The organism is Sulfuritalea hydrogenivorans sk43H (assembly GCF_000828635.1).
Lineage (GTDB): Bacteria > Pseudomonadota > Gammaproteobacteria > Burkholderiales > Rhodocyclaceae > Sulfuritalea > Sulfuritalea hydrogenivorans.
The window spans coordinates 311387-334402 of sequence record NZ_AP012547.1; the positions used below are offsets into that span (position 1 = coordinate 311387).

The window sequence follows — 23016 nt, forward strand, 5'->3', positions numbered from 1 at the left end:
GCCCCATGGACATCATTGTTAACGGCGAGCCGCAGCGGCTGGCGGAACCCATGACGGTAGCCATGCTGCTCGAAGCCCGCGGACTGGCCGGCAAGCGCGTGGCCGTCGAAAGAAACGGCGAGATCGTGCCGAAGAGCCGACACGCCGAAACGGCACTGGCGAGCGGTGACCGGATCGAAATTGTCGTCGCCGTCGGCGGCGGCTGAGTTTTTTCAGAAAGCAAAGTCATGAGCTCAGATTCTCTCGTCATCGCCGGGAAGGCCTATAACTCCCGCCTGCTGGTCGGCACCGGCAAGTACAAGGATTTCGCGCAGACCCGCGAAGCCATCGATGCCTCGGGCGCCGAGATCATCACGGTCGCCATCCGCCGCACCAACATCGGCCAGGAGCCGGGCCAGCCCTCGCTGCTGGAAGTACTGCCACCCGCGAAGTTCACCATTCTGCCCAACACGGCCGGCTGCTACACGGCAGACGACGCGGTGCGCACCCTGCGCCTCGGGCGCGAACTGCTCGACGGCCACGCGCTGTGCAAGCTCGAAGTGCTGGGCGATCCGCAGACCCTGTTCCCCAACATGCCGGAGACCCTCAAGGCCGCGGCGACCCTGGTCAAGGATGGTTTCGAGGTCATGGTGTATTGCGCCGACGATCCGATCCAGGCGCGCATGCTGGAGGACATCGGCTGCGTAGCGATCATGCCGCTGGCGTCGTTGATCGGTTCCGGCATGGGCATCCTCAATCCGTGGAACCTCAAGCTGATCATCGAGCAGGCGAAGGTGCCGGTGCTGGTCGATGCCGGCGTCGGCACGGCGTCGGATGCGGCGATCGCGATGGAGCTGGGTTGCGATGGCGTGCTGATGAACACCGCGATCGCCGGCGCGCAGGATCCGGTGCTGATGGCCGGTGCCATGAAGAAGGCGGTTGAAGCCGGTCGCGAAGCGTTTCGCGCCGGCCGCATGCCGAAGAAATATTACGCGGCGACGCCCAGTTCGCCCAGCGGCGGACTGATTGGCCAAAGCGGCGGCCACGGCATCAAGTGAAGCGGTTTCTTGCCGGCGTACTGGGTGCGGCGCTGCTGGGTTCGGCGCAGGCCGCAGACGCGCCGCAAATCGTGACCCCCGCCGAAGCCCGGCCCGCGCTGGAAGTTCCGCAGAACCGGCTGGGCTATGCCTTCGAGAAACCCGAGATCCTGGTCCGGCAGCGCTTGTTCGGCCTCGCTCACGGGATATCCCTGCTGGCAGCGGCGTGCCTCGACCTGCCCGCGCATTCGAAGCCGATCCAGGACGCCTACGCCGCCTGGCATGCGAAACAGGGCAAGGCGATTGAAACCATCGTGCGCGATCTTGCACATTACTATTTCGGACCGCGGGCCAACGAGGCCCGCTGGCCGGATGTGTCGCGCGCCTTGAATCTCGGCGACGACATCCAGCCCGCATTGAACGACCTGACCCTGCATGCCGCCTGCGCCAGCCTGCCCGAGGCGATCGGCCGGCCGCGTTACGAACTCGACCGGATGCTGGTCGAGGGATTCGAGGCCGTCGTTGCCAGCCCGCGAAGCGGAAGCCCTGGCACGCAGAGCGCGCCGGCGCCGACTGTTCAAAAGGCTGCCGAATGAGCGCGATCGACGACGAGGCGGCCGCGGAGCGACGCGCCGGACACATTCGCAGCTTCGTGCTGCGCCAGGGCCGCGTCTCCGAGGCGCAGCGGCGTTTCCACGAGGAAGGCATGCCGCGCTGGGGCATCCCCTATCGCCCCGGGGCGCTCGACCTCGATGCCGTCTTCGGGCGCCATGCGCCGCGGATACTGGAAATCGGCTGCGGCATGGGCGAGACCACGGCCACCATCGCCGCCGCGCATCCGCAGAACGACTACCTCGGCATCGAGGTGCACACCCCCGGCGTCGGCAGCCTTCTGAAGGAGATCGCCACGCGCGAGCTTTCCAACCTGCGCGTGATCCAGCACGATGCGGTCGAGGTGGTGCGCGACATGATCGCGCCGGGAACGCTTTCCGGCATCCATGTGTTCTTCCCCGATCCCTGGCCGAAGAAGCGCCAGCAGAAGCGCCGCCTGATCCAGCCCGGATTCGTCAAGCTGCTGGCGACGCGGCTGGCGCCTAACGGCTACCTGCATTGCGCGACCGACTGGGAGGAGTATGCTGTCCAGATGCTGGAAGTGCTCTCCGCCGAAGCGCAACTGACCAACATGGCAAAGGACTTCACCCCGCGGCCGCCGTATCGGCCGCAGACAAAATTCGAGAGTCGCGGACTCAAGCTGGGTCACGGCGTATGGGACGTGGTCTTCCGCCGCAAGTCGTTCTGATCGATCATGTTGAATCTTGACCCCCGTACCATCATTGTCCTGGCCGGAGTGATGGGTGCGTTGATGGCGGTGGTGCTGTTCTTCCTGCGCCGCAACTATCCGCCATCGATCAAGGGGCTGGCGGAGTGGACCGCTGCCCCGATCATCATCTTTGTTTCCACGCTGCTCATCGGCGCGCGCGGCGTCATCCCTGACTTTTTATCGGTGGTTGCCGCCAACTTGATTTTGCTGGCCGGACAGGTGCTGTTCTATTTCGGCAGCCAGCGCTTTCTCGGCGTGTCGCCGTCGTTCCGGTTCTGGGGCGCTCTGATAGTCGTTGCGGCGCCGGTGCTGGTCTGGTACACGCATGTCGAGCCGAGTTACGCAATGCGCCTGCTGCTGATCGCCTTATTGCTGATTCTGCTTTCCACCAGCCATGCCTGGTTGCTGTTGCGAAAAGGCATCCGCAGTTTCGCCACGTATCTGACGGCCGCCGCGCTGCTGCTCCAGACCGTGGTGCAGGCACTACGTTTTATCTCCGCGATCGGCATGCCGGCGGACAACGCGCTCTTCATCCTCTCGCCGGCACAGACGTTCTATGTCGCCACGTATACCTTCTCCATGCTGATGGTCACCATTGGTGCGGTGTTGATGGCGACCGAAAAGCTGCGTGCCGAACTCGAACATCTGGCCACTCACGATTCATTGACCGGCGCCCTCAATCGACGCGCCCTGATGGAAGCCTGTGCGACGGAACTGGCGCGCTGCCGGCGCAACCAGCAGGTCATGTCGCTGCTGCTGATCGACCTCGACCACTTCAAGGCCATCAACGATAACCACGGCCATCTCACGGGCGACCGCGTGCTCGTCGATTTTGTCGCTCGCATCATCCCGCTGCTGCGACAGCCTGACCGCGTGGGCCGATTCGGCGGCGAGGAGTTTGTCGTGCTGCTGCCGGAAACCTCCCTCGACCAGGCTCGCGTCGTGGCGGAGCGGATTCGTGCCGCGGTCGAATCCGGCGCCGCTGCACTGCCTGCCTGCACCGCCAGCATCGGCGTGACGGTGAGCCTTTCCGACGATGCGAATCTTGACGGGATTCTCGCCCGCGCCGATGCGGCCTTGTACCAGGCCAAGGAGCGCGGCCGCAATCGGGTCGAGGTGATCGCCCTGCCTGCGCCGTGAAGTTTTCTCGGCACCCCCTGTGGCTGGTCGGATTCCGGCCGTTCTTCGCACTGGCCTGCCTGTCGGGGCTCAGCCTGCCCTTGCTGTGGGTGCTGATTTATCTGGGCATCCTGCCTGCCCCCCTGTCGCGCATCGCCCCCGTGCAATGGCATGCCCACGAAATGTTCTTCGGTTTCGGCTGGGCGGTGCTCGGCGGCTTCCTGCTGACATCGACCAAGAACTGGGTGCAGATTCGCGGTTATCACGGCGCGGCCCTGATGTTCCTTGTTGCGGCCTGGCTGTTCGAACGCATGGGCATGTGGTTCGGCGGGCTCTGGCCGGCCTGGCTGTTCGAGTTCTCCAACATGCTGTTCCTGGCGGCCATCGTCGCCATGCTGATGTGGACGCTGGCGCGCTACAGCAAGCAGGACAGCTATCGCGACAACTGGTTTTTCCTGCTGATCCTTCCTGCTTTCCTGATCGCCAAGCAGTCGATGTTGAGCACCGAACATTTCCAGTTCGGCATCGTCATGGCCACCGGCCTGTTCCGCATGGCCTTCCTGGTGATGCTGGAACGCACCCTGACGCAGTTCATGAAGGGCATTTTCCAGGTCGACATCCTGCGCAATCCGGCGCTGGACAAGGCCATCAAGCTGCTGGCCCTGTCGCTGGTCGGCGCCGGCCTGATGCCGCCGCCGCTGGCGGGCGGCATCTCGTTCTTGCTGGCACTGCTGCTCGCGGGCCGGCTGATTTTCTGGAAGCCGCAGTTGGCGATGCGGCGGCTCGATCTGGGCATCATGTACCTGGGTTACGGCGCCATCGTGCTGCAACTGCTGGTCGAATTTCTGGCTCAGGTGACGCCGCCGTCATGGGTCGGCGCCTTCTCGATGCATGTCTTTGCGCTGGGAGTCATGGGCCTGATCATTCCGGCGATGCTGATCCGGATCGCGAAGGGACACACCGGCAGGAAGGTGGTGTTCGATCGCATCGACAAGCTGGTGCTGTGGATCATGATCGTCGCCTTCGTGCTGCGCGTCATCGCGCCGCAGATCCATCCCGCCAGCTACGAATTCTGGATTCTGCTCGCTGCCTGCGGCTGGTTCTCGGGTTTTGCGATCCTCGCGTGGCGGCTGATTCCATTCCTGCTGCAAGCACGGGTGGACGGCAAGGAACACTAGTTCAGGAATCCCGCCAGCAGTTGATTCAGGAAGCGTCGGCCGCGCGGCGTCGGCCGCATCGATCCCTCCACGGTTTCGAGCAGCCCGTTGCGCCGTGCCGCCAGCGCCGACTCTTCGATCATGGATAGCGGCAGCCCGGTGCGCTCGGTGAATAGCCCGAGCGGGAAGCCCTCGTTCAGCCGCAACGCATTCATCATGAATTCACCGGGCAGGTCGGCGCGGGCAACGACTTGCCGCGTGCTGATGAAGTCGCCACGTGCCGCGCCTTCCATGTAGGCGCGCGGATTGCGGTGGCGTGCTTCACGCCAGATGGTTTCGTGGTTCGAGAGCTTGCTGTGCGCGCCGGCGCCCAGTCCAAGGTAATCGCCGAAGGTCCAGTAGTTGAGGTTGTGCTGGCAGTGCTGCTCAGGTTTGGCGAAGGCCGAGGTTTCGTAATGCGTGAAGCCGGCGGCGGCCAATCTCTCTTCGACCATTTCCTGCATGTCGGCGGCCAGGTCGTCGTCGGGCAGTGGCGGCGGCGCGTGGTGGAAGGGCGTGTTCGGTTCCAGCGTCAGGTGGTAGGCGGAAATGTGGCCGACGCCGGAGGCTATCGCGGTGGCGATGTCGCGCTCGGCTTCTTTCAGCGACTGCCGTGGCAGCACGTACATGAGGTCGAGATTGACGCGCTCGAAATGGGTCAGCGCCAGGTCGATGGCGCGCCGCGCCTCGGCGCTGCCGTGGATGCGGCCCAGCGCCGCCAGCTTGGCGTCGTCGAAACTCTGCACGCCGATGGAAAGCCGATTCACTCCGGCCTCACGAAACGCGGCGAACTTCGCGGCTTCGGCGGTGCCGGGATTGGCTTCGAGCGTGATCTCGGCGCCGGGATGCAGCGGCAGGCGCATGCGGATCGCGGCGAGCAGCGCATCGGCGGTTTCGGCGCGCATCAGGCTCGGCGTACCGCCGCCGATGAAGACGCTGACCACCGGGCGGTTCCATATCTGCGGCAGGGCGGCTTCGAGGTCGGCGATCAGCGCGGCGAGGTAGGCGGCTTCGCTGTCGTCATTCACCTCGCCGCGGCTCTCGTGCGAATTGAAGTCGCAGTAGGGGCATTTCTTCACGCACCACGGCCAGTGTACATACAGCGCCAGCGGTGGTGGGGCGACCAGGCCGGAGCCCTGTCCGACAGTCGGCGCCGACGAGACGGCGACGGGGATGATCGGGATCACATGCCCAGCCGCAGACGCTCGATGAGCAGCGCCAGCGCCTTGCCGCGATGCGAGTAGCGGTTCTTTTCCTCGTGCGGCAGTTCGGCCGCGGTGAGGCCGGTGCCGGGCACCAGGAAGTAGGGGTCGTAACCGAAGCCGCCGGCGCCGCGCGGCACGTCGATGATCTCGCCATGCCATTCGCCTTCGGTGACGACCGGCTGCGGATCGTCGGCGTGGCGCATCAGCACCAGCACCGCGACGTAGTGCGCGCGGCGGTCGGCGATGCCGGCCAGATCGGTCAGCAATTTGGCGTTGTTCTTCGCGTCGGATTTCGGTTCGCCGCCGTAGCGCGCGGAGAACACGCCCGGCGCGCCGCCCAGCGCCGCGACGCACAAGCCCGAGTCGTCGGCCAGCGCCGGCAGGCCGGTCAGCCGCGCGGCATGGCGCGCCTTGGCGATGGCGTTCTCGACGAAGGTGATGTGCGGTTCCTCGGCCTCGGGAACATTGAAAGCCGACTGCGGCAGCACTTCAAAATCGAAAGGCGCCAGCAGCTGGCCGAATTCGCGCAGCTTGCCGGGGTTGCCGGAGGCGAGGACCAGCTTCTTCACCGTGTCACCAGCGCCGACTGTTGTGCTTTGACGATGTCGCCGATGCCGGCGGCGGCGAGTTCCAGCAACGTATCGAGTTCGGCGCGCGAGAAGGGCGCGCCCTCGGCCGTGCCCTGCACTTCGATGATGCCGCCGCTCGCCGTCATCACCACGTTCATGTCGGTGTCGCAGGCCGAATCTTCGGCGTAGTCGAGGTCGAGCACCGGCTGGCCGCCGACGATGCCGACCGAGACGGCGCCGACCAGTTCGCGCATCGGATGGCTGGCGAGCTTGCCGCCGGTGACCAGCGTGGACAAGGCATCGTGCAGCGCGACGCAGGCGCCGGTGATCGACGCGCAGCGCGTGCCGCCGTCGGCCTGCAGCACGTCGCAATCGAGCGTGATCTGGCGTTCGCCGAGCGCGGCCATGTCGGTCACGGCACGCAGGCTGCGGCCGATCAGGCGCTGGATCTCCTGGGTGCGCCCGGACTGCTTGCCTTTCGCCGCTTCGCGCGCCATGCGCGTGTTGGTCGCGCGCGGCAGCATGCCGTATTCGGCGGTGACCCAGCCGGAACCCTTGCCGCGCAGAAAGCCCGGCACCGATTCCTCGACGCTGGCAGTGCACAGCACCTTGGTGGCGCCGAACTCGACCAGCACGCTGCCTTCGGCGTGGCAGGTGTAATTGCGGGTGATCCTGAGGTTGCGCAGTTGCGACGCGGCGCGGTCGGTGCGTTGAAAGGTGTTGCTCATGAAGATGCTCCATTGGGGGTAAGCGGAATGCGACGACGGATCGCCGCAATGGCGCTCTCGATGTCTTCGTCGCTGATCGGCGTTTCTGCCGCGGTCCTCCGGTCGGCCGGCCTGCGTTCAAGCGTATGCGTGCCGACATCGGCATCGGAAACTCCCCAGCGCATGGTGATCAGCGTCAGGTTGTCTGCTCCCGGGCCGGCTGCCCGCTCGGCGGCATCGAGCAGGCGCGGGACCGTGGTGCGGGGCGAGGCGCGGCCGAGCTCGGCCACCAGTGTTTCGCCCAGGGGCGACCAGGCGCCGTCGGTGCACAAGGCGATCAGGTCGCCATCCTGCAGTTTTACGGCCGGCGAGACGTCGATGTGCGGCGGCACGTCGCCGCCAAGACAGCTGAAAACGCGGTTGCGCAGCGGATGGATGGCGGCTTCCGCATCGCTGATGGCGCCCTGGTCGACCATGCGTTGCACGATGCTGTGGTCGCGGGTCTGGGCAACGCGGCCGGGCCCTTCGGCATGGCTGTGGATCAGGTAGAGGCGCGAATCGCCGGCATGTGCCCAGAAGGCCTGTCCGTCCTGCACCACGCAGGCAATGCAGGTGGTGCGCGGTGCGGCATGCGGCAGGATGCGGCAGTCGGCGGAGTAACGGACAATGGTGTCATGCGCCTGCTGCAATGTCGTCGCGAGAAATTGCGCCGGGTCGGCAAGGCGCGTTTTTGCCTCGCTGCGGAAACGCTCGGTCAGGGTGTCGACGGCGATCTGTGCCGCGACCTCGCCTTGCAGGTGGCCGCCCATGCCGTCGGCCACCACCATCAGTACGGCATCCTCGGTGGCGAGCCAGGTGGCGCGATCCTGATTGATCGAGCGGCCGCCGATGCGGCTTTCCTGGGCGATGGTGTAGTTCATCATTCGCGCCGCAAGCCGAGCAGGGAAAGCCACGAGTCCGGCCGCTTGTCGCCGGCCTGATCGGTGTTGAGCGAGGCCTGCAGCGCGCGGGCATGCTGCGGCCGCCGCGTCGGATCGAGGCGCAGGCATTCGTCGATGGTTGCCAGCAGACGCGGCGAATAGTCCATGCCCCAGCGCTGGCGGGCCGGCAGCAGCTGGTCGTCGACCAGCCGCTCGTCGGCTGCCTGCGGCGCGGCGCCTGCCAGCGCCGCATAGATGCAGGCGCCGACGGCATAGATGTCGGTCCACGGCCCCAGCGTGAACTTGCCGTGGTACTGCTCGGGCGCGGCATAGCCCGGCGTGTACATCGCGCGCGGCTCGGGCGGACCGATATCGACGGCATAGCGCGCGGCGCCGAAGTCGAGCAGCACCGGGCTGCCGTCGTCGCGCAGCCAGATGTTGGCCGGCTTGATGTCCAGATGCAGCAGGCCGCAGCCGTGTACCTCGCCGAGGCCGTCGAGCAGGCCGCTGAACATGCTGCGCAGAAAGCTTTCCTTCAGGCGGCCGCGATTCTTGCGGATGTAGTCGCGCAAGGTGCGGCCGATCTCGAAGCGCATCACCAGATAGACGGTGCCATTGGCGCGGAAGAAATTCAGGACGCGCACCACGTTGGGATGGTCCAGCCCGGTGAGCGCTCGTCCTTCTTCGAAAAAGCATTTCAGGCCGTGATTGAAATCGGCCTGGAATTCCGCCGGGATGGTCGGCGCGATCTGGCCTTCGCCGCGCAGCGCCAGCGCGTTGGGCAGGTATTCCTTGATTGCCACCGGCGTGCCTTGCGCATCGTGCGCCAGATAGACGATGGAAAAGCCGCCGACCGAGAGCTGCCGCTCGATGCGATAGCCTTCGAGTTCGTAGCCGGGGGGCAGGGGCTGATTGTTCTGGGAAACCACGGGAATGGGCAACGGGGCGGGAGAGCCGGGACAGGTTGATATACTGCCCCGATTTTCCTTGTTCGCCCTTCCAGTGTAAACAACTGCTTTGGGGCGACGTCCGGACAACAGGCACGGAGACTCCCCTCACCATGATTTACAGCATGACCGGATATGCCGCCGCCAGCCGTGACCTCGGCAGTGCAGTGATGAATCTCGAAATCAAGAGCGTCAATTCGCGCTATCTGGATATCGGCTTTCGCCTCAGCGAAGACCTGCGTTTTCTGGAGATGCCGCTGCGCGAGAAGATTGTCGAACGCATCGGGCGCGGCAAGATCGAGTGCCGCGGCTATTTGCAGGCACAGCCGGCGCAAGGCGCGGCGCGCCAACGCACGCCCAACCCGGCGCTGCTGGGCGAGCTGGGCAAGCTCGATGACGCCGTGCGCAGCGTGTTGCCGCAGGCGGCACCGCTGTCGGTGGCCGAAGTGCTGCGCTGGCCCGGCGTGCTGGGCGACGATTCGCTCACCGCGGAACAGTTGCAGGCCAGCGCGCAGGAGCTGTTCGCAAAATTGCTCGACGAGTTCGTCGCCACCCGCGAGCGCGAAGGCGCCAAGCTGGCCGACGTGCTGCGCGACCGCGCCGCGCGCATGCGCGAACAGGTGCGTGCCGCCGAGCCCCTGTTGCCGGCCGCGCTGGAGGCCTATCGGGAACGACTGTCGACCAAGCTGCGCGAGGCCGTGGCGAACCTCGACGAAGAGCGCATTCGCCAGGAAGTTGGCGTCTTTGCCGCCAAGATCGACGTCGCCGAGGAAATCGCGCGGCTGGTGACGCACATGGACGAACTCGAGCGCGTGCTGAAAAAGGGCGGCGCCGTCGGCAAGCGGCTGGATTTCCTGATGCAGGAACTCAACCGCGAGGCGAATACCCTGGCCTCGAAATCAGTCTCGGGCGAAGTCACCGCCATCGCACTCGAACTCAAGCTGCTGATCGAGCAGATGCGCGAGCAAGTCCAGAACCTCGAATAGGAAGCGCTACCGCCAGGCGGGGCTATGCCAGCGAAATGCAGGGAGATATTGCGGAAATGCGATTCATGGTTTATAAATCCATTCCCTAGATTCTGAAACAGGGCAAACCCGTCGAAAGGCGGGGACGCAAAATCACCGGCCTAACGGGCGCTCCCAGCGGCGCTCCACGGTAGCGGGATTGCCAGGAGATCGCCATGGGCACCACCGTAAGTCGCCGCGTCATTTTCATCAAAATGAAGCGGAAGCCGGCCCCTCCCAGACCAAGATCCAAGCCGCCCATTCGCCATGATGACGAAATGGTCGGCGAGGAGCCGCGCCATTCTTCATCCGCATTCGCACCGCGCAGTGTCGCGCTGCCTGCCAGTCGGTGGGACATCTGGTGGGTGGCAGGCTATTGGGTTGGCGGACTCTGCATCCTGGCTGGCATTGTGGCCGCGGTGATCAGTTTCGCCGCCGGATACAAGCCACCCATCGAAGCAGTCCAGACTTCCAGCAGCGGACTGAGTTCTCCCGGATACAGCCGATCCTACGGCGGCAGCAATGGAGGAGCGAGCGGCGGCACAGGCTACGTCAGCCGCCCGCCGTCGACGGCGGAAGGCTTTCTCTCCTCGCCACTCAAGCGCAAGCAAGGCCAGATTACCTGCTCGGCGCAGGTGGGTGGCAGCAAGGAGGCCATCCTTCAGTTCAGCAAATGTCTGGAGCAAGCCAGCGAAACCGAGCCGATCCCGTCAGGCAGGTGACAATCCCTGACAAGGCAAGCCGGCATTCAAATTAATCAGTTCAGGATATTGGTTTTGAGTGGCATATTTGTATAATCGATTCAGCTCAAGGGGTTCAGGCAGCAACAAGAAACCCTGTAACGAGAAGGGAGTAGCGAAGTTTCCATTCACGCCGCGGAGCAACGGAACGGTATTGTTCGTCGTTGCACGGGATGGTGGCGCGATCGATATTTGTGGCCCGTACTTCGCCTCCCTACTTGAGGAATCCGATCCCGATTTGCACCGCAGAGCAGCAAGAGTCACCCGTAATTCGATCCGATGACGCGTTCCCAAAACCCGAATGGTCAGCCATTGTTTTAACTACCTAGCGCATGGAGGTCGTTGTGAGTTCATTTTCAGATATGAAGGTCGCCACCAAATTGTCATTGGGCTTCGGCCTGATCGTTACCCTGATGGTCGTCAGCGGGGGGATGGCTTATCTTGGCCTGACCAGCGTCACCACGAAAATGAATGACGTCGTCAGGGACAAGGTGCCGAAGATCGTGTGGATTGCGGACGTCAATTACAACGTGCTCGATATCGCACGCTCCTTGCGCAACGCCGTGCTCGAAGCGGACAACGCGGAGACGATGGAAGCGCAGATCAAGCTCGCGCTGGATGCGCGGCGGAAGATCCGGGAAACTCTGGACAAGCTGGAGCCGCGAATTGTCTTGCCCGAGGGCAAGGCAATCTTCAAGCGAATTGTTGACGCGCGTGCTGCCTTCGTCGACGGACAGGAGACCGTCATTCGACTGTTGCGCGAAAAGAAGCCGGATGAGGCGCGCGTCTTTCTGCTGAATGAACTGCGCAAACGCCAGGCCACCTATGCCGATGCCACGCGCGACCTTCAGGCACTGCAAGAAAAGCTCCTGAATGATCAAGGCGAGGAGGCCGCCAGGGAAGCGGATCGGTCGATCACGGTAATCATCGTTGCGCTGCTGATCAGCGTCGTTCTGGCGATCCTGATCGCATGGCTGATCGTGCGCGATCTGGTTGCCCGGTTGGGCGGGGAACCCGGCTACGCCGCCGACAACGTCAAGGCCATCGCCGCCGGCGATTTGTCGCGCAGCATCGAAACCCGGCCGGGCGATACGACCAGCCTGCTGGTGGCCATGAAAACCATGCAGGTCGGACTCTCCACTTTGGTGAATGAGATCAAGCAGATGGTTGCCGCCGCGGCGCGCGGCGATTTCAGCAGCCGGATCAACCTGTCCGACAAGCAGGGCTTCGGCCGTGAAATCGGCGAATCGCTCAACCTGCTTGCCGAGACCACCAACACCGGGCTGAACGACGTGATGCGCGTTTCCAAGGCTCTGGCGGATGGCGACTTGTCGCAGAAAATCGAGAAGGACTACCCCGGTGTATTCGGTCAGACCGGTACCGCCGTCAATGCCACGGTGGCCGCGCTGACGCGCATCGTGGCGGACATCGAAAGCATGGTGCAGGGCGCCAACCGGGGTGACTTCAGCACCCGTGTCGACTTGACCGGCAAGCAGGGCTTCCCGCGCGATTTGAGCGTGTTGCTCAACCAGTTGTCGGAAACCACCGAAACCGGCCTCAGGGACGTCATGCGCGTGGCAAGCTCGCTGGCGCAGGGCGACCTGACGAAAACCATCGAAAAGGATTACCCGGGCCTGTTCGGCGAAACCCGTGCCGGCATCAACGCCACGGTGGCGAACCTGAAAGAGCTCATCATGCAGATCATGGACGCCGTTGAATCGATCAACACCGCGTCCAGCGAGATTGCCACCGGCAACCTGGATCTCTCTTCCCGCACCGAGGAGCAGGCGAGCAGCCTCGAAGAAACCGCGTCGAGCATGGAAGAACTGACTGCGACGGTGAAGGGCAACACCCAGAGCGCAACCGATGCCAACGAGAAGGCAAGAATAGCAGCGACAGTTGCCGAGCGCGGCGGCGAAACGGTGCGCGGGTCGGTCACGATCATGGCCGAGATCGCCACCAGTTCGAAGAAGATTGCCGACATCATCGGCGTGATCGACGGCATCGCCTTCCAGACCAATATCCTCGCGCTCAATGCGGCGGTCGAGGCAGCGCGCGCCGGTGAGCAGGGCCGCGGCTTCGCGGTCGTCGCGACCGAGGTCCGCAATCTCGCCCATCGCTCGGCCGAAGCCGCCAAGGAGATCAAGGGATTGATCAGCGATTCCGTGGCTCGCGTCGAGGCAGGCAATGCTCAGGCGATCCAGGCCGGTACCCAGATGACCGAAATCGTGGATGCGATCGCCAGCGTCTCGGGGTTGATCAACGACATCGCATCCGCCAGCGTTCAGCAGACCGCGGGCATCGAGCAGGTGACGCAGGCCGTGAGCCAGATGGACGAGGTCACCCAGCAAAACGCCGCATTGGTGGAAGAGTCCGCTGCCGCTGCCGAGTCGCTGCAGGAGCAGGCCGAACAGCTGGCCAAATCGGTTTCCGCATTCAAGACGGGCGTCACCAACACGGCTGTTCGTGCACCTGTCGCGAGACCGGCGGCGCGGCCGATGAAGAAACTGGGCGGCCCGACACCGCGTCCGAGCGGACCGCTCAAGGTCATTCCCGCCGCGCACGCAGACACCGAAAACGAGTCGTGGGAGGAGTTCTGAACCCGTGGGTGAAGCAGCAGCACACACATCGAGAACATTCAGAACGAGGAGTTTCTTATGGCTACAGAAAACCAGGCCGCTGCGAATGAAAATCCAGGGCTTGCGCAGGAATATCTCACCTTCACCCTTGGTGCGGAGGTGTACGCGATCGACATCCTGAAGGTGCAGGAAATCCGGGGTTATGAGAGCCCGACGACCATCGCCAACGCGCCGGAATTCATCAAGGGCGTGATCAACCTTCGCGGCACCATCGTCCCGATTGTCGATATGCGAATCAAGTTCAATGTCGGCATGGCCGAGTACACGCCGGTGACGGTGGTCATCATCCTGATCATTGGCGGCCGGGTGGTCGGAATCGTCGTCGACAGCGTTTCCGACGTCACAATGCTGAGGCCCGACCAGATTCATCCGGCGCCGCAGTTCGGCGCAGCGGTGGATACGCAATACATCACGGGCTTGAGTTCGCTGGACGACCGGATGCTGATCGTCATCGACATCGAGAAGCTGATGCTCAGCGGCGAGATGGCCCTGGTGGCGGAGGCATGCAGTGCCTGAGAACTGCCAGGAGATGTTTGGCTGACTCAGCGCGTCCGGTAGGAGTAGTGGCAGGCGACGCAGGCACTGGTCAGTTTTGGTAACAGGGCCAATGCCTGCTCGCGGTCGCCGCGAATCGCCGCCCTGGCGAACTCGCTGGCGGCAACATGGCCGTCGTTGCCGATGCCGTGCATGGCGGGCGGCATGTGCGGACCCGGACGCGCATCGAAGGGCTTGTCGCGGTGCTTGCCCTGGGCGGATTGCCCGAGCGTGGTTTCCGCCAGCTGGCCGGCCTCCTTCACTTTGCCGGCGGCCATCAGCGTCAGGATTTCGTTGATCGCGAGCAGGTTGCCGAGCATCTCCTCGCGCAGGGCCTCTTTTGCCGCGGGCGGCAACGTAGCCAGTTGCCGATGGTCTTCGGCCAGTGCCTGACCGGCGAACAGCGCGGCCATCAGCGCAAGTGCTTTCACTTTCATGTTGATTCCTTCAGCGGAATACTACGGTCTTGTTGCCATGGACCAGCACACGGTCTTCCAGGTGATAGCGCAGGCCGCGCGCCAGCACGGTCTTTTCGATGTCCTTGCCGTAACGCACCATGTCATCGACCGAGTCGGAGTGGTCGATGCGGATCACGTCCTGCTCGATGATCGGGCCCTGGTCGAGCGCTTCGGTCACGTAGTGGCAGGTGGCGCCAATCAGCTTGACGCCTCGCGTGTAGGCCTGGTGATAGGGCTTGGCACCGACGAAGGAGGGCAGGAAGCTGTGGTGGATGTTGAGGATGCGTCCCGGGTAGGCGGCGCACAGTTGCGGCGAGAGGATCTGCATGTAGCGCGCCAGCACCATGGTGTCGCCATGCACTTCCTCGAACAGGCGCTGCACCTCCGCGTAGGCGGCGGCCTTGTTGTCGGGCGTCACCGGCACGTGATGGAAGGGAATGCCGTGCCATTCGACAAAGCCCTTGAAGCTGTCGTGATTCGAGATCACGCAGGCGATCTCGATGTCGAGTTCCCTGGATTGCCAGCGCGCCAGCAGGTCGTAGAGACAGTGTTCCTGCTTCGACACGAGCACCACGACGCGCTTCTTGACCGCGGAATCGTTGATGCGCCAGTCCATTTTCAGTTCATCGGCCACGGCCTGGAAGCGGCGGCGGAACTCGGCGAGCTGGAAGGGCAGCGAATCAGCCTTGACCTCGATGCGCATGAAGTAGCGGCCATCCAGGTCGTCCGCATGGAAGCTGGATTCGAGAATCCAGCCCTTGTGCTCGGCGATGAAGCCGGTGACGCGCGCGATGATGCCGACCTGGTCGGGACAGGAGGCGGTGAGCGTGTAGAACCGGTTTCCGTGCATCTCAGATGCGCGCCGCCGCCTTGTCGATTTCGCGGCGCAGTTCGGTGTAGTTCATGGTCACCGGAAATTGCGGGAACTCGTCGATCACGTTCTGCGGCGGGTGGAACAGGATGCCGGCGTGGGCCTCGGCCAGCATGGCGGTGTCGTTGTAGGAGTCGCCGGCGGCGATCACCTTGAAGCGGAGTTCCTTGAAGCGCTGTACCGATTCCTTTTTCTGGTTCGGCATGCGCAGGTGGTAGTTCACCAGAAAGCCGGCGGCATCCGCTTCCAGCTTGTGGCAGAACAGTACCGGCATGTTCAGTTGCGCCATCAGCGGCATGGCGAATTCGTAAAACGTGTCGGACAGGATGATCACCTGAAAGTCGCGGCGCAAGGCGTCGAGGAAGTCCCTGGCACCGGCCATCGGCCCCATGTCCGAAATCACCTTCTGGATGTCGGGCAGGCCGAGCTTGTGCTTCTTGAGCAAGTCGAGCCGATACTTCATCAGCTTGTCGTAGTCGGGTTCGTCGCGCGTGGTGCGGGACAATTCCGGAATGCCGGTGCGTTTGGAAAACTCGATCCAGATTTCGGGGACGAGCACGCCTTCGAGGTCGAGACAGACGAGTTGCACTGAAATTCTCCAAGAGTCGGCGCTGGCGACACGGCGACTGACGCGCCGAGCGCCGCTGAGCGCCGCGAACGGGCGCAATTTTACCCGTTTGGCCCGACGATCGCGCTTACAGCAAGGCGTAAGTGGTGCTCGCGCGGCAAACGCTCTTGCCGTCCCGTGCGCCGCGTATGTCGATTTCGCCGAAGGCCAGCGCCTTTCCGGCGCGGACCACCTTCGCCTCGATCAGCGCATCCTGAGCCGACAGCGGCTTCAGAAAACTGCTTGAGAACTGAACCGTGGTGCAGGGACGAAACTCCCCGAAGTGATTGATCAGCGCCAGCACCATGGCCGAGTCCGCCGCCGCCATCATGGCCTGGCCGCACAGCATGCCGCCGACGCGGGACAACTGGTCGCCCTGCGGCAGACGCAGAAGAACGGATTCCGCGGTGAAGGACTCGACCTTGAGCGCGAGCGCCTGAACCCAGGGGGCAAAGTAGTCGGCAAGAGCCGCTTGGAGGGTGTCTGTATTCATGGAGTTGAGGACTGGCTGGAGGGTGGTTGCCACGAAAAGTGGTTTCCAAACATCATCCGGACATGCTTTTTACCGCATAACGGGCCCGGCCTGTGCGGCGTATCACTTGCCGGACTCCACTCCGGTGGGCGGCGGACATATCCCACCAGGGGACGCCTGCCCGCGAAGCGGGAATCCCAGGCGCGCAAAGCACCGTCCGCCTTCCGGTGGGCGGCGGACATATCCCACCAGGGGATACCGTCCGCCTTCCGGTGGGCGGCGGACATATAATTCGTATCTTGGACTGGCTGCGGCGGCTGTAGCGCAGGAACCGGGCTTGTCCTTTGGGTACTATGGGTTTCTAATACTTCCTGTCGGTTGTTTTTTAGTCGTTTCAAGGGCATATCGCCGTGCAGTTGTTCGCTCTGGGCATCAACCATCATACGGCCCCGCTGGCAGTCCGCGAGCAGGTGGCGTTTGACCCGTTACGCATGGGGCAGGCCTTGCACGACCTGTTGCGGGCGAAAACCGTGCGCGAGGCCGCGATCCTGTCGACCTGCAATCGCACCGAACTCTATTGCGCCGCCGAACAGCCGCAGGCGGCGGCCGACTGGCTGGCGGAATATCACTCGCTGTCGCCGCAGAAAATCCAGCCTTACCTCTACCAGCATCCGCAGCAGGACGCCGTGCGCCACATGTTCCGCGTCGCCGCCGGGCTGGATTCGATGGTGCTGGGCGAACCGCAGATCCTCGGCCAGATGAAGCAGGCGGCACGCGCCGCGGAAGAGGCCGGGACGCTGGGCACGCTGCTGGGCAAGCTGTTCCAGCGCACCTTTGCCGTCGCCAAGGAGGTGCGTTCAACCACCGCGATCGGCGCCAATACGGTGTCGATGGCCGCCGCCGCCGTGCATCTTTCCGCGCGCATTTTCGACAGCATCGCCGCGCAGCAGGTGCTGTTCATCGGCGCCGGTGAAATGATCGAACTGTGCGCCGCCCATTTCGCCGCGCAGAAGCCGAAGCGGATCACCATCGCCAACCGCACGCTGGAGCGCGGCGCCGATCTCGCCGCGCGCTTTGGTGGCGATGCCATGCGTCTCGACCAGCTCGGCGAGCGCCTGGCGGATTACGACATCGTGGTTTCCTGCACCGCCAGTTCGCTGCCGATCATCGGCCTCGGCATGGTCGAGCGCGCCCTGAAGGCGCGCCGGCACCGGCCGATGGTGATGGTCGATCTGGCCGTGCCGCGCGACATCGAGGCCGAAGTGACCCGGCTCGATGACGTCTTTCTCTACACCCTCGACGACCTCGGCCAGATTGTCGAATCCGGCCTCGAATCGCGCCAGGCCGCCGTGGTCGAGGCGGAGGCGATCATCACCGACCGGGTTTCGGGTTTCCTGCACTGGCTCGAATCGCGCGAAACGGTGCCGACCATCCGCGCCCTGCGCGATACGGCCGAACGCGCGCGCCGCCATGAAGTGGAGCACGCGCTGAAGCTGCTGGCGCGCGGCGACGATCCGGCCAAGGTGCTGGATGCGCTGTCGCACGGTCTCACCAACAAGTTGCTGCACGCCCCGACCCACGCCCTGAACCAGGCCGAAGGCCGCGAGCGCGCGGAAGTCGCAGAGCTGATCTCCCGCATCTATCGCCTCAATTCCGGGGAGTAGCTGCGTGGCTCCGCATCGAATGCACGGGCGCGTGCCCGGCCGCACGTGAGCAAGCTTTCAATGTTCGACTTCATGGGGCTTGCACTTGCCCTGATGCGCCGCGTCCTCTACCTTGGAACGCGGACCCAGGTGTTTCCGGACAACCCGGAGGAACTGGAGCTGAAGCCCGACATTCCGGTCTGCTACGTCCTCGACGAACGCCACCTCTCCAACCTGCTGGTGGTCGACCACGAGTGCGGCCAGATCGGCCTGCCACGCGCCATGCATCCGATGCGGGACGAGGCCTTCAGTTCGCAGCGCTCCTTTTTCTTCCTCTCGCATAACGAACGCGGCCGCCTGGTACCCAATCCGCGCGTCAGCGCGGCGCCCATGCTCAAGGCCATGGTCAGGGCCGCCTTCGCCGATCCGCGTTTCGACGTGCAACTGGTGCCGGTAACCGTACTCTGGGGCCGCGAGCCCGGCAAGCAGGATTCGGTATTGAAGGCCCTGCTCGCGGAATCCTGGCAGCAGGTCAGCACCTTGCGCCATCTGCTGGCGATGTTGATCCACGGCCGCCACACGATGGTGCGATTCAACGCGCCGATTTCCCTGCGCGAGTTCCTCAGCGACGGCATCGACGAGCCACACGCGGTGCGCAAACTCGGGCGCATCCTGCGGGTGCATTTCCGGCGCCAGCGCGAAATGGCGATCGGACCCGACCTGTCGCACCGCCATACCCAGCTGCAAACCCTGCTCAACATGCCTTCGGTGCACAAGGCCATCGTCGCCGAGGCCGAAGCCAAGTCGATTTCCCTGGTGGCGGCGAAACGATCGGCCCGCGAGTTCGCGATCGAAATCGCCTCGGATTACAGCTACGCCGTGGTCAAGGCCTTTGCCCTGTTCCTGACCTGGGTCTGGAACAAGGTCTACAACGGCATCGAAGTGCATAATTTCGAGCGCGTCACGGCGGTGGCCCCGGGGCACGGCATCGTCTATGTGCCGTGCCACAGGAGCCACGCGGACTACCTGCTGCTGTCCTACATCATTTTCACCCGCGGCATGATGGTGCCCCACATCGCCGCCGGCTCCAACCTCAACCTGCCACTGGTGGGCTCCATCCTGCGGCGCTCCGGCGCCTTCTTCCTGCGCCGCAAGATCAAGGGCGAGCCGCTCTACGCGGCGGTGTTCCAGGAATACGTGCACCTGATGATCGACCGCGGCTTCCCGATGGAGTACTTCATCGAGGGCGGGCGCAGCCGCAGCGGACGCACGCTGGCGCCCAAGGCGGGCATCCTGGCGATGACGGTGCAAAGCTTCGTGCGCAGCCACGCCCGGCCGCTGGTCTTCGTTCCGGTCTATATCGGCTACGAGAAATTGATGGAAGGCAGCAGCTACATCGCCGAGCTGCACGGTCGGCCGAAGAAATCCGAATCGCTGGTCGGCCTGGTGCGTGCCGCGCGCGTGCTGAAGCGCAATTTCGGGCGGGTCCATGTCAATTTCGGTCCGCCGCTGGCGCTGGCCGAGTTCCTCGATGCCCATCATCCGGACTGGCGCGACGATAGTCTCGACGCGCAGGCGCCCTGGCTGCGCGGTGCCGTGGATGCGACGGCAACAGAACTGGCGCGCCGGATAAACTCCCTCGCGGTGGTCACTCCGGTGAATCTGCTTGCGGTCACCCTGCTTTCCACCCCCAAGCACGCCGCCGATTTTCGACTGCTGCAAAAGCAGATCGGGCATGTCCAGTACCTGCTGGCCGAATCCCCCTACCACGCCTCGATCATCACCTGCGACCAGCCCGCCGCCGAGGTGATCGACTATGTGCGCACGCTGGAACTGGTCGAATGCCACCCCCATCCGCTGGGCGACATCGTTCGCGCCGAGGAGGGGCAGGCGGCGTTGCTGGCCTATTTCCGCAATAACGTACTGCACTTGCTGGCCCTGCCTGCGTTGCTGGCCTGCCTGGTCAGCCACAACCAGATATTGACGAGGCAGCGCGCGAAACAGGCGATCAAGGGCATCTACGGGCTGTTGCGCGCCGAACTGTTCCTGCCGTGGGACGCTGCGGAACTGGATGTCGCGATCGACCAGGCGGAAGCGGCGCTGACCCGCCGCGGCCTGATCGTGGCGGACTGCCAGTCAGAACTGTTGCGGGCTCCGCCCCCCAACAGCGAAGCCAACCCGGAACTGCGGCAACTGGGCAACATCATCCGTCCGACATTGGAGCGGCAGTTCCTCACCCTGGCCTTGCTGCAGCATCACGGCAGCGGCCGATTGACCCGCGCCGGCCTTGAAGAAGCCACCCACCTGCTGGCGCAGCGGCTGGCCATGCTCCACGAATTCAACGTCGCCGAGTTTCCGGAGAAGCTGCTGTTCGCCAACGTGATTCGCAACCTGATCGACGCCGAGATTCTGCAAACCGACGCTTCGGGCCTCCTGCAATTCGACGAACGGATCACCCGTGCCGCCGAGCAAACCGAACTGCTGCTCGCCGCGGATGTTCGCCACAGCATCCAACTGATAGCCCGCGCCGCCGCCCCGGTGCCCGAAAGCTTGTCCCATGAAGAAAAGCATTCTTGAAAAACTCCAGCGCCTGAGCGAACGCCTGGAGGAAATCGACGGCCTGCTGGGGGGCGAGCACGTCGCGCGCGACATGGACAACTATCGCAAGCTGACCCGCGAGCGCGCCGACATCACGCCGGTGGTGGAACTGTTCCATGCTTACCGTGGCGCCAGCGCCGACTTTTCAGGTGCCGCCGAGATGCTGTCCGATCCGGAGATGAAGGAACTCGCACTGGCCGAGCAGGCCTCCGCCAGCGCGGAAATGGCCCGGCTCGAAGTGGAGTTGCAGCGTGCCCTGCTGCCGAAGGACCCCAACGACGAGCGCAACCTGTTTCTGGAAATCCGCGCCGGCACCGGCGGTGACGAATCCGCGCTGTTCGCCGCCGACTTGTTCCGCATGTACAGCCGCTATGCCGAACGCCAGCGCTGGAAGGTCGAGATCGTCTCGCGCAGCGAATCCGACCTCGGCGGCTTCCGCGAAATCATTGCCCGAATCGAGGGCAACGGCGCCTATTCCAAGCTCAAGTTCGAGTCGGGCGGCCATCGCGTGCAGCGCGTGCCGGTGACCGAGACCCAGGGCCGCATCCACACCTCGGCGTGCACCGTGGCGGTGATGCCGGAAGCCGACGAGCTGGTGGACATCGACATCAATCCGGCCGACCTGCGCATCGACACCTTTCGCGCCTCCGGCGCCGGCGGCCAGCACATCAACAAGACCGATTCGGCGGTGCGCATCACGCACATTCCGACCGGCATCGTCGTCGAATGCCAGGACGACCGCTCGCAGCACCGCAACAAGGCACAGGCCATGTCGGTGCTGGCGGCGCGCATCAACGACGCCAAACAGCGCGAGCAGCAGCAGAAGATTGCCTCCGAGCGCAAGAGCCTGATCGGCTCGGGCGACCGTTCCGAACGCATCCGCACTTACAACTTCCCGCAGGGCCGCATCACCGACCATCGCATCAACCTGACGCTGTACAAGATCGACTCCATCATGGACGGCGACCTCGACGAGCTGGTCGGCGCCCTCACGGCCGAGCATCAGGCCGAGCTGCTGGCGGCGCTTTCGGAATGACCACCGTTGCCGCAGCGCTGGCAGCGGCGCGCGCGAAGCTGCCCGCGAGCGAGGCGCGCCTGCTGCTGGGGCATGTGCTGGGAAAGCCGGCGGCCTGGCTGATCACGCACGATGCCGACGTGCTCGATGAGGATGTGCTGCTCGGTTTTGCTTCGCTGGTGGCGCGCCGCGCCGGCGGCGAGCCGGTGGCCTATCTGGCTGGTTTCCGCGAATTCTTCGGGCGCGAGTTCGAGGTTTCGCCGGCCGTGCTGATCCCGCGCCCGGAGACCGAGTTGCTGGTGGATGTTGTTCTCAAGTCGGGAGTCGGCGCTTGCCGGCCCGCGAAGCGGAATTCCCGGCAGACAGAGTCCGCTACGGTGACGATGCTCGATCTGGGCACGGGCAGCGGCTGTATCGCCATCACCCTGGCCCTGGAATGTCCGCAGGCACGGGTTGTCGCGGTGGACGCTTCGGCCGCGGCGCTGGCCTTGGCGCGCCGCAACGCCGAACGGCTTGGCGCGCAATTGCGCCTGCTGCAAAGCGACTGGTTCGCCGCGCTGGCCGGCGAACGCTTTGACCTGATCGTCGCCAATCCGCCCTACATCGCCGCAGGCGATCCGCATCTTGCCGCGGGCGACCTGCGCCACGAGCCGTCGACGGCGCTGTCCAGTGGTGCCGACGGGCTGGACGACATTCGCCGCATCATCGCGGCGACCCCGGCGCATCTGGCGCCCGGCGGGCAACTCTGGCTGGAGCATGGCTACGATCAGGCCGAAGCGGTGCGTGAATTGCTGAAGGCAGCGGACTTGGCCGGGATCGAACAACACCGCGATCTCGCCGGCATCGTGCGCGTCAGCGGCGGCCGGCTGAGGTAGAAACCCGATACCCGACGGGTGCGGTCGCTGTATCAGCCATTGTCGCTACAATCCGACCCGCTGGCGGAAGGTTGTGGAGAACCTGCTGGGCGATACGCGAGAAGGAAATGACAATGAAGTGGGACAGCAGTTTCGCCATCGGGATCGAAGAGATCGACAATCAGCACAGGAAGATTTTCGAGCACCTGCTTGCCCTCGAAAACTCGGTCGAAAAACGCGACCCGTGGCATATCCTGCATTTCTTCCTGACAGAACTGGCGGGATACATGAAGTTCCACCTGGCTGTCGAGGACGCCCTGCTGGAAATAATCCGCTATCCCGATCGTGCGAACCATCGCGATTCGCACTCGAGGCTCATCGAGCAGCTTGCCAGACTGGAAGATCAGTTGAAAGGCAGGGCAACGGGTGACAACCTGGTCGGCTTCTTCGAGGACTGGTTCATCCGCCATGTCCTGGCCAGCGACCGGGAGTACGCGGCCTATGTCGCCAGTGAGTTTCCGGCGCTTGCCGGAAAGCGGGCCGCATAGGGCTTGGCCGCGGGCTGCCGCAAAGCGCCGCAA

The 23016-nt window shown here is 64.2% G+C and carries 24 protein-coding genes and 1 riboswitch; of the genes, 15 read left to right on the forward strand and 9 right to left on the reverse strand.

The genetic code is table 11. From position 1 onward, the window contains the following. Nucleotides 1-5: 5 nt before the first annotated feature. From thiS to SUTH_RS01555, 6 genes are read left to right on the forward strand one after another with little or no spacing between them, the layout of a single operon-like run. Entirely contained in the window at nucleotides 6-206 is a 201-nt protein-coding gene (thiS, locus tag SUTH_RS01530) for a sulfur carrier protein ThiS (protein WP_041096546.1), read from the forward strand. 21 nt (nucleotides 207-227) lie between these two features. Beyond that, nucleotides 228-1037 carry a thiazole synthase gene (locus SUTH_RS01535; protein WP_041096548.1) on the forward strand — a complete coding sequence of 270 codons (810 nt, stop codon included), beginning with the start codon at nucleotides 228-230 and terminating at the stop codon, nucleotides 1035-1037. Then, complete coding sequence (locus SUTH_RS01540) at nucleotides 1034-1612, forward strand: hypothetical protein (RefSeq protein WP_041096550.1); 579 nt, start codon at nucleotides 1034-1036, stop codon at nucleotides 1610-1612. Before SUTH_RS01535 ends, SUTH_RS01540 begins: the two co-directional genes overlap by 4 nt. Further along, entirely contained in the window at nucleotides 1609-2316 is a 708-nt protein-coding gene (trmB, locus tag SUTH_RS01545) for a tRNA (guanosine(46)-N7)-methyltransferase TrmB (protein ID WP_041096552.1), read from the forward strand. The genes SUTH_RS01540 and trmB overlap by 4 nt, the downstream gene beginning before the upstream one ends. 6 nt (nucleotides 2317-2322) lie before the next feature. Further along, nucleotides 2323-3477 carry a GGDEF domain-containing protein gene (locus tag SUTH_RS01550; protein WP_041096554.1) on the forward strand — a complete coding sequence of 385 codons (1155 nt, stop codon included), beginning with the start codon at nucleotides 2323-2325 and terminating at the stop codon, nucleotides 3475-3477. After that, nucleotides 3474-4634 carry an NnrS family protein gene (locus SUTH_RS01555; protein WP_041096556.1) on the forward strand — a complete coding sequence of 387 codons (1161 nt, stop codon included), beginning with the start codon at nucleotides 3474-3476 and terminating at the stop codon, nucleotides 4632-4634. The genes SUTH_RS01550 and SUTH_RS01555 overlap by 4 nt, the downstream gene beginning before the upstream one ends. Here SUTH_RS01555 and hemW read toward each other — a convergent pair. From hemW to SUTH_RS01580, 5 genes are read right to left on the reverse strand one after another with little or no spacing between them, the layout of a single operon-like run. Next, nucleotides 4631-5839 (reverse strand): radical SAM family heme chaperone HemW, encoded by a 1209-nt coding sequence (gene hemW, locus SUTH_RS01560; protein WP_041096557.1) that lies wholly within the window; start codon nucleotides 5837-5839, stop codon nucleotides 4631-4633. The genes SUTH_RS01555 and hemW overlap by 4 nt on opposite strands. Continuing rightward, entirely contained in the window at nucleotides 5836-6426 is a 591-nt protein-coding gene (gene rdgB / locus SUTH_RS19845; RefSeq protein WP_041096559.1) for an RdgB/HAM1 family non-canonical purine NTP pyrophosphatase, read from the reverse strand. The genes hemW and rdgB overlap by 4 nt, the downstream gene beginning before the upstream one ends. Next, nucleotides 6423-7154 (reverse strand): ribonuclease PH, encoded by a 732-nt coding sequence (gene rph, locus SUTH_RS01570; RefSeq protein ID WP_052473049.1) that lies wholly within the window; start codon nucleotides 7152-7154, stop codon nucleotides 6423-6425. The genes rdgB and rph overlap by 4 nt, the downstream gene beginning before the upstream one ends. Further along, on the reverse strand, nucleotides 7151-8053 hold the full coding sequence (locus SUTH_RS01575) for a PP2C family protein-serine/threonine phosphatase (protein WP_052473050.1): 903 nt from the start codon (nucleotides 8051-8053) through the stop codon (nucleotides 7151-7153). The genes rph and SUTH_RS01575 overlap by 4 nt, the downstream gene beginning before the upstream one ends. Continuing rightward, nucleotides 8053-8982 (reverse strand): serine/threonine protein kinase, encoded by a 930-nt coding sequence (locus tag SUTH_RS01580; RefSeq protein WP_041096561.1) that lies wholly within the window; start codon nucleotides 8980-8982, stop codon nucleotides 8053-8055. The genes SUTH_RS01575 and SUTH_RS01580 overlap by 1 nt, the downstream gene beginning before the upstream one ends. Before the next feature lie 131 nt (nucleotides 8983-9113). On the opposite strand from SUTH_RS01580, the gene SUTH_RS01585 reads away from it, so the two are divergent. From SUTH_RS01585 to SUTH_RS01600, 4 genes are all read left to right on the forward strand, one after another. Next, complete coding sequence (locus SUTH_RS01585; RefSeq protein ID WP_041096563.1) at nucleotides 9114-9986, forward strand: YicC/YloC family endoribonuclease; 873 nt, start codon at nucleotides 9114-9116, stop codon at nucleotides 9984-9986. Between the two features lie 91 nt (nucleotides 9987-10077). Next, nucleotides 10078-10172: riboswitch (cyclic di-GMP riboswitch) on the forward strand. A gap of 8 nt (nucleotides 10173-10180) precedes the next feature. After that, complete coding sequence (locus SUTH_RS01590; protein WP_041096565.1) at nucleotides 10181-10726, forward strand: hypothetical protein; 546 nt, start codon at nucleotides 10181-10183, stop codon at nucleotides 10724-10726. A gap of 362 nt (nucleotides 10727-11088) precedes the next feature. Next, nucleotides 11089-13344: a methyl-accepting chemotaxis protein gene (locus SUTH_RS20165; RefSeq protein WP_269450470.1), complete on the forward strand. Its 2256-nt coding sequence runs from the start codon at nucleotides 11089-11091 to the stop codon at nucleotides 13342-13344. A gap of 57 nt (nucleotides 13345-13401) precedes the next feature. After that, nucleotides 13402-13899, forward strand: coding sequence for a chemotaxis protein CheW (locus SUTH_RS01600; RefSeq protein ID WP_041096569.1), 498 nt, complete (start codon nucleotides 13402-13404; stop codon nucleotides 13897-13899). Between the two features lie 26 nt (nucleotides 13900-13925). On the opposite strand, the gene SUTH_RS01605 is transcribed toward SUTH_RS01600, so the two are convergent. From SUTH_RS01605 to SUTH_RS01620, 4 genes are all read right to left on the reverse strand, one after another. Next, on the reverse strand, nucleotides 13926-14354 hold the full coding sequence (locus tag SUTH_RS01605) for a hypothetical protein (protein ID WP_052473052.1): 429 nt from the start codon (nucleotides 14352-14354) through the stop codon (nucleotides 13926-13928). A 10-nt stretch (nucleotides 14355-14364) separates the two neighbouring features. Further along, nucleotides 14365-15225, reverse strand: coding sequence for a formyltetrahydrofolate deformylase (gene purU / locus SUTH_RS01610; RefSeq protein ID WP_041096571.1), 861 nt, complete (start codon nucleotides 15223-15225; stop codon nucleotides 14365-14367). A 1-nt stretch (nucleotide 15226) separates the two neighbouring features. Continuing rightward, nucleotides 15227-15835 (reverse strand): bifunctional phosphoserine phosphatase/homoserine phosphotransferase ThrH, encoded by a 609-nt coding sequence (gene thrH, locus SUTH_RS01615; RefSeq protein ID WP_041096573.1) that lies wholly within the window; start codon nucleotides 15833-15835, stop codon nucleotides 15227-15229. A gap of 106 nt (nucleotides 15836-15941) precedes the next feature. Further along, entirely contained in the window at nucleotides 15942-16346 is a 405-nt protein-coding gene (locus tag SUTH_RS01620; protein WP_041096575.1) for a PaaI family thioesterase, read from the reverse strand. Between the two features lie 389 nt (nucleotides 16347-16735). Between SUTH_RS01620 and hemA the strand changes: the two genes are divergently transcribed. From hemA to SUTH_RS01645, 5 genes are all read left to right on the forward strand, one after another. Then, entirely contained in the window at nucleotides 16736-17989 is a 1254-nt protein-coding gene (gene hemA / locus SUTH_RS01625) for a glutamyl-tRNA reductase (protein ID WP_041096577.1), read from the forward strand. Between the two features lie 45 nt (nucleotides 17990-18034). Next, complete coding sequence (gene plsB / locus SUTH_RS01630; RefSeq protein ID WP_148312821.1) at nucleotides 18035-20545, forward strand: glycerol-3-phosphate 1-O-acyltransferase PlsB; 2511 nt, start codon at nucleotides 18035-18037, stop codon at nucleotides 20543-20545. After that, nucleotides 20526-21602 carry a peptide chain release factor 1 gene (prfA, locus tag SUTH_RS01635; protein WP_041096581.1) on the forward strand — a complete coding sequence of 359 codons (1077 nt, stop codon included), beginning with the start codon at nucleotides 20526-20528 and terminating at the stop codon, nucleotides 21600-21602. The genes plsB and prfA overlap by 20 nt, the downstream gene beginning before the upstream one ends. After that, nucleotides 21599-22456, forward strand: a complete 858-nt coding sequence (gene prmC, locus SUTH_RS01640; protein ID WP_041096583.1) for a peptide chain release factor N(5)-glutamine methyltransferase — start codon at nucleotides 21599-21601, stop codon at nucleotides 22454-22456. The genes prfA and prmC overlap by 4 nt, the downstream gene beginning before the upstream one ends. A 113-nt stretch (nucleotides 22457-22569) precedes the next feature. Continuing rightward, nucleotides 22570-22983 (forward strand): bacteriohemerythrin, encoded by a 414-nt coding sequence (locus SUTH_RS01645; protein ID WP_041096585.1) that lies wholly within the window; start codon nucleotides 22570-22572, stop codon nucleotides 22981-22983. The last annotated feature ends 33 nt before the right edge of the window (nucleotides 22984-23016 follow it).